We start from the raw sequence: 5,568 nt of genomic DNA on the forward strand, positions 1-5,568 counted from the left end.
GATCTTGCCGTTGCACGCGTCCGCGCCAACTGGTACCGGCGCGCGGGTTGGCGTGACGGTCAAGTCCAGTTCCATCGACTGGCCGCCCTGATCAACGCCGCGCAGGCTGACGCCATAGGTGTAGGGCCGCAGTTCACCGTCGTCGTCACGGCAGGACGTCCACGCCACCGTGCCCGCACTGCTTTCGTAGCGGATGTCGAGGTAGCCGGCGGCCATGGACATTTTCGGTCGCGCATCCGGTTGCATGTTCTTCGGCGGCATGTCGTAATCGGTGTAGGTGCCGTATTCGCCGGTATCGCAATCGAAGAGCGACATCGTGTAAAAGTCGGCGACCACTGTCCCGCCCGGGCGGTTCTTGTTGAAGATGGTCAGGAAAGCGAACGCGCGGCCCGTCGCACCGGTCAGCTCGCCGGCGATGAACCAGGTGTCGGATTCCTGATCGGCGTGTTCGCCTTCAGCGGCAGGGAAATCCAGCGCGCGGTCGTCGGGCACAAGCCGGAACGGGTAATTGCGCCAATCGGTGTTCATGTCACCCCTCGGGAGTATCGATTGCGTCGTACTTATCGGCTCCGAGGAACTCACGCACCTTGTCGATGTGGTCGTCGGCGCCCAGTTCAAGAGTCTCGGCGGCCAGCCCGTAGTCGATAATGGCGATCGCGGATTGAGCGATGTGCTTGGAGAACGCCCGCTTGGTGGTCTGCAGTGCGCGGGCCGGCTGAGCCGCCAGCCGCGCGGCAAGCTGTAGCGCCTCGTCCATCAGGGTGTCGGCGGTGGTGACGCGATTGGCCAGGCCCAGATTTACCGCCAGCTCGGCTGGAATGCGCTCACCGGTGTAGATGTATTCCTTGGCGCGGATCAGGCTGGTCATATATGGCCACAGCAACGCCCCGCCGTCGCCGGCCGTCAGCCCGATCGAGACATGTGGATCGCACAGATAGCTGCGCTCGGACATCAACACCAGGTCGCAACACAGTGCCAGCGATGCGCCCAGCCCGACGGCGGGGCCGTTGACCGCCGCGACGACTGGCAGGCGGAAGTTGATCATCGCGTTCAGAATGTCTGACGCCTGCGCGGAGATGTCATACCGCAGGGCAAGGGAGCGGTGCTGGGCTTTCAGGAACGCGAAATCTCCTCCGCCGCTGAACGTTTTGCCGGCGCCGGTGAGCACCACGCAGCGGGCTTCGGCGTCGCGCTCGAGGTCGCGCCATACGTCGAGCAGCTTGTGGTGCAGGCTCGCGTCGATGACATTATGAGCATCCGGGCGGTTGATCGTGACGATCCGTACAGCGCCATCCGTTGTCACGCGAAGTTCGTCGCTCACATCGGCCTTCACTATTGACCCGAGGCTCATGGCTGGCTTTTTTGCTATGTTAGCATCAATAGCGAAGTTGCCGTCGCCCTTTTCAGAGGTGGTGTCCTAATGACGGAAAACCGCGACCACCGTTGCTACGACCAGCTTTTCATCGGCGGACACTGGCGCGAGCCGTCCAGTCCGAACCGGATAGCGGTCATCTCGCCGCATTCCGAAGAGCCGATCGGCGAGGCTCCTGCTGCCGCCCCGGCCGACGTCGACGCCGCGGTCGCCGCCGCACGACGGGCATTCGACCACGGCCCGTGGCCCCGACTCGACCCGAGCGAGCGGATGCGCAGGGTCGAAGACCTCGCGACCATCTACTCCGGTCACCTCGACGAGATGGCCGACCTGATCACCGACGAGATGGGTTCCCCGCGCAGTTTCAGCCGGCTCGGTCAAGCGACGGCAGCGCTGTCGCTAATTCACCTCGCGCTGGCGGTCGCCCGCGACTTTCCCTGGGCCGAACGCCGCCAGGGGGTGCTCGGCGAAGTACACCTGCGCCGAGCACCGGTCGGTGTGGTCGGGGCGATTGTGCCGTGGAATGTGCCGCAATTCCTGATCATGCCCAAGCTGATTCCCGCCCTGATCGCGGGTTGCACCGTCATCGTCAAACCCGCACCCGAAACACCTTTGGATGCTTTGTGGTTGGCCGAGATGATCGAGCAGCTGGATCTGCCTGACGGGGTGGTGTCCGTACTCCCCGGGGGAACGGATGTCGGCGAGGCGCTGGTGCGCCATCCGGGTGTGGACAAGATCGCGTTCACCGGGTCAAGCGCAGTTGGGCGCCGGATCGCCGCGCTGTGCGGCGAGCAACTCAAGCGCGTCGGCCTGGAACTCGGCGGCAAGTCGGCGGCGATCATCCTCGACGATGCTGATATCGACAAGACGGTCAAGGGCCTGAAGAGCGCGAGCCTGATGAACAATGGCCAGGCCTGCGTCGCGCAGACCCGCATTCTGGTCAGCGAACGGCGTCGCGACCAGGTCGTTGACGCGCTGGCCGACATGATGTCGGGTCTGCAGGTGGGCGATCCGTCCGATGAGGCGACCGATGTCGGTCCGCTGGTGGCCGAACGGCAGCAACATCGGGTGCAGGACTACATCAGGTCCGGGGTGAAAGAGGGCGCCCGCATGGTCCTTGGCGGCGAGGACGCTCCGAGGGAGCGAGGCTGGTACGTGCGGCCGACGCTGTTCGTCGACGCGAACAACGACATGCGCATCGCGCGCGAGGAGATCTTCGGCCCAGTGCTGAGCGTGCTGACTTACCGCGACGAAGACGATGCAATCCGCATCGCGAACGACAGCGACTATGGTCTGGCCGGGTCGGTGTGGACCGCCGATGTCGCACATGGCCTCGAGGTCGCCGCGGGCGTGCGCGCCGGCACGTATGGCATCAACATGTACACACTCGATATCGGCAGCCCGTTCGGTGGTTTCAAGCAATCGGGCATCGGCCGCGAGTTTGGCCCGGAAGGTCTGCACGAGTATGTCGAGCTGCAGTCGGTGATCAGCAAAGGGCCGATGCCACCGTTGCCGGGTTAACGACGGCTGCCAGCCGGGTTACGGCAAGCCGCGCCGAGCGCACGTTGCTGGTGATTCGTTATCGTTTGCACTCCAATGGATGACTTATGAATGCGATTCGCGTCAAGCGCGTCAGTGAGTTCAACGGCGACGACGTTGTGTTGTTGGCTATGGACCACGCCGGGCTTGGCACCTTTCTGGCAGCGCTGACTCAGGCAGAGCAGCAAGGATCGTCGCAACTGCAGTGCCGCGGAAGGATTCACGACTTCGTCATCGAGTCCGGCGCCGCCGACATCGAGCTGGATGACGATCGCGCGGTGTGGCGGCTAGATCACACCAAAGCGGTCGAAATCATTGAGAAGTTGAAGGTGTTGAGCAGCAGCGGTCACCCATGTCATCACTATGTCGATGACATGCTCAGTCCGGCGCCCACGCTTGTGCTGTCACGCGACGAGTACATATCGCCGAGCTGGCTAACCGCGGGAAAAGAGCCGATTTTTGGGGACGACTCTGAATGAACATGCGGCGAACCCGCAACGATGTCACGCGGGAAGGTCGGCGGGAGTTGCCCGTCGGCTGCCCAGTTGTACTGGCAGCCGGGTGAATCCGCGCAAATTGACCAGACCACGCCGTTGCGCGGGTGCGACCAGGCGCAGATCGGGGAAGGTTTCGAAGAGTGCCCGCAGTGCGGTCGCGCCTTCGATGCGGGCCAGGGCGGCGCCGAGGCAAGCGTGCACGCCGGAGGCGAACGCCAGGTGCTCGCGTGCGTTGGGCCGGTCGATATCGAAGCTGCTGGGGTCGGTGAACACGTGGGGGTCACGGTTGGCGCCGGCCAGAAGTAGTGCGACCATCTCGCCGGCCGCGATGTGGTGTCCGGCGATTTCGACATCGCACCCAGCGGTGCGCGCGGTCATCTGGACGGGGCTGTCGAACCGCAGGATCTCCTCGACGGCCGCAGGCCACAAGTCGGGGTCATCGCGCAACCGAGCCAACTGCTCGGGGTTTTGCAGCAGCACAACAATGCCATTGCCGATCAGGTTCACCGTGGTCTCAAAGCCCGCGCCGACCAGCAGCGCAGCATTCGCGGTGAGCTCACGATCGGTGAGTGTGCCGTCGGCGGCCATCCTGCTGAACGGATTGTCGCTCGGCCCACCGGTGCGCACCTGGTGAAAGCGCTCACGTAGATCCTCATCGGCGCCTCGCAGCCCATCGATGGCACAGCGGTAGGTCTTCCAGCCGATTCCGACATCCAACAGCGGGGCGCCACTGTGACCCCACTCCAGCATGCGCGGCTGGACGTCGGGGGGCAGGTCGAGGATCTCGCCAATAATCGCGACCGGCAGTTGAGCCGCGAAGTCGGCGATCAGGTCAGGGTTCGGTGTGGCGGCGATCCGGTCTATCAATTGCCTGGTGACCTCGACCACCCGCGTACTCAGCGTGCCGATGGCGTGCGGGGTGAAGCTTTGAGCCACCAACTGTCGGTAGCGGGTGTGCTCGGGTGGATCCACCACCACCATCGCGGGCTTATCCACCGGATTGGGCACGCCGGGGTCAGTGCGCGAGATCAGCGCCCGAAGCGGCCGCGGCACCATTTCTGCCTGCCCGGTGGCACCGAATCTTTTGTCTCGCAGAATTTCTCGACAGACACCATGATCGACGCTCACCCATGTGAACGGTGTGTGTACCAGCGGTCCCTGCGCCCTGAGTTCTTCCATCAGCGGGTAGGGATCGTTGCCGCGTCCGTGACTGGCGAGCAGCCGAGCCAACGGATCGCCTGCCCGCGCCCGAACCGCCATAAACGCTCGAGGCACGCCATGCATTGCCAACCAACGAACCCATAGACCGACACGCATGGCAACTCCGCTTCCGCGAGCAACGCTACCCGCTATCATGAGACGTATGAGACGATAAGACAATCAATGTCTCGTATGCTTCGATGGCCACGATACGGCGGCCGCGCCGAACGAGCAAGGAGGAATTGAGTGACGTCGACCCGAGCGGCGGAGTTCATCCGACGAATTGCCGAACCCGACCCCGCCGTCGTAGCCCAGCTCGACAACCCCGACCAGATCACCACGCGAATCCTGGCAGCCGCGCTCGAGCAGGCGGAACTGGTCGGGATGCGACGCTCCACGATGGAAGACGTCGCCCGCCGCAGCGGCGTAGGTCGAGCGACCCTCTACCGGCGTTTCCCCACCAAAGCTGCGCTGACCGACGCCCTGGTGCTCGCCGAAGCGCGCCGCTTCCTGCAGGGCAGCGCGGCCGCACGCTCGCACGCCAGCACGTTCGAAGACCGCATGGTCTACGGCACCGTGTTCACCGTGACATTCCTCCGTGAACACTCGCTGCTCAGGAAGATGCTGCGCACTGAGCCCGAAGCGATTCTGCCGAGCCTGACCATCGACGCTGGCGCCATCCTTGATTTCGCCACCGACTACTCCGTTGCGTGGTTGCGCACCGAGCTCTACGGCACTGCCAAGACAACGCCCGCCCAGGAGCGCCACCTGCGTACTGTCGCAGAACTACAGACTCGCCTCACCCTGTCGTTTATCGTCACCCCACACACCAGCATTAAACTCGCCACCATCGACGACACCCGCACATACGTGCGCGATTACCTCATGCCGATGGTCACTGGGCCTAGCTGATCCGCCCGGAGAACAAAGCGCTACGAGTTTCGGTCGTCCTGCGGCTGC

Annotated in this window: 5 protein-coding genes and 1 pseudogene; 3 read left to right on the forward strand and 3 right to left on the reverse strand. The window is 63.9% G+C overall.

Annotated features, from left to right (window positions below; translation table 11 throughout):
- A pseudogene (locus tag WAN71_RS19930) lies at nucleotides 1–528 on the reverse strand (secreted hydrolase); the annotation flags it as partial.
- Nucleotide 529: 1 nt separating this feature from the next.
- The gene (locus tag WAN71_RS19935; protein WP_422226979.1) at nucleotides 530–1,351 is read right to left on the reverse strand and encodes an enoyl-CoA hydratase/isomerase family protein; all 822 of its coding nucleotides are present in this window, start codon (nucleotides 1,349–1,351) and stop codon (nucleotides 530–532) included.
- A 69-nt stretch (nucleotides 1,352–1,420) separates the two neighbouring features.
- Between WAN71_RS19935 and WAN71_RS19940 the strand changes: the two genes are divergently transcribed.
- Both WAN71_RS19940 and WAN71_RS19945 read left to right on the forward strand, forming a co-directional pair.
- On the forward strand, nucleotides 1,421–2,893 hold the full coding sequence (locus WAN71_RS19940; RefSeq protein WP_422226980.1) for an aldehyde dehydrogenase: 1,473 nt from the start codon (nucleotides 1,421–1,423) through the stop codon (nucleotides 2,891–2,893).
- An 86-nt stretch (nucleotides 2,894–2,979) separates the two neighbouring features.
- Nucleotides 2,980–3,390, forward strand: coding sequence for a hypothetical protein (locus WAN71_RS19945; protein ID WP_422226981.1), 411 nt, complete (start codon nucleotides 2,980–2,982; stop codon nucleotides 3,388–3,390).
- 24 nt (nucleotides 3,391–3,414) lie between these two features.
- Here WAN71_RS19945 and WAN71_RS19950 read toward each other — a convergent pair whose 3' ends face one another.
- Nucleotides 3,415–4,725 (reverse strand): cytochrome P450, encoded by a 1,311-nt coding sequence (locus WAN71_RS19950; RefSeq protein ID WP_422226982.1) that lies wholly within the window; start codon nucleotides 4,723–4,725, stop codon nucleotides 3,415–3,417.
- A 129-nt stretch (nucleotides 4,726–4,854) separates the two neighbouring features.
- Here WAN71_RS19950 and WAN71_RS19955 point away from each other — a divergent pair, with 129 nt between their 5' ends.
- Nucleotides 4,855–5,520: a helix-turn-helix domain-containing protein gene (locus WAN71_RS19955; RefSeq protein ID WP_422226983.1), complete on the forward strand. Its 666-nt coding sequence runs from the start codon at nucleotides 4,855–4,857 to the stop codon at nucleotides 5,518–5,520.
- Nucleotides 5,521–5,568: the final 48 nt, after the last annotated feature.

It is taken from the genome of Mycobacterium sp. (assembly GCF_049280035.1).
Taxonomy (GTDB): domain Bacteria; phylum Actinomycetota; class Actinomycetes; order Mycobacteriales; family Mycobacteriaceae; genus Mycobacterium.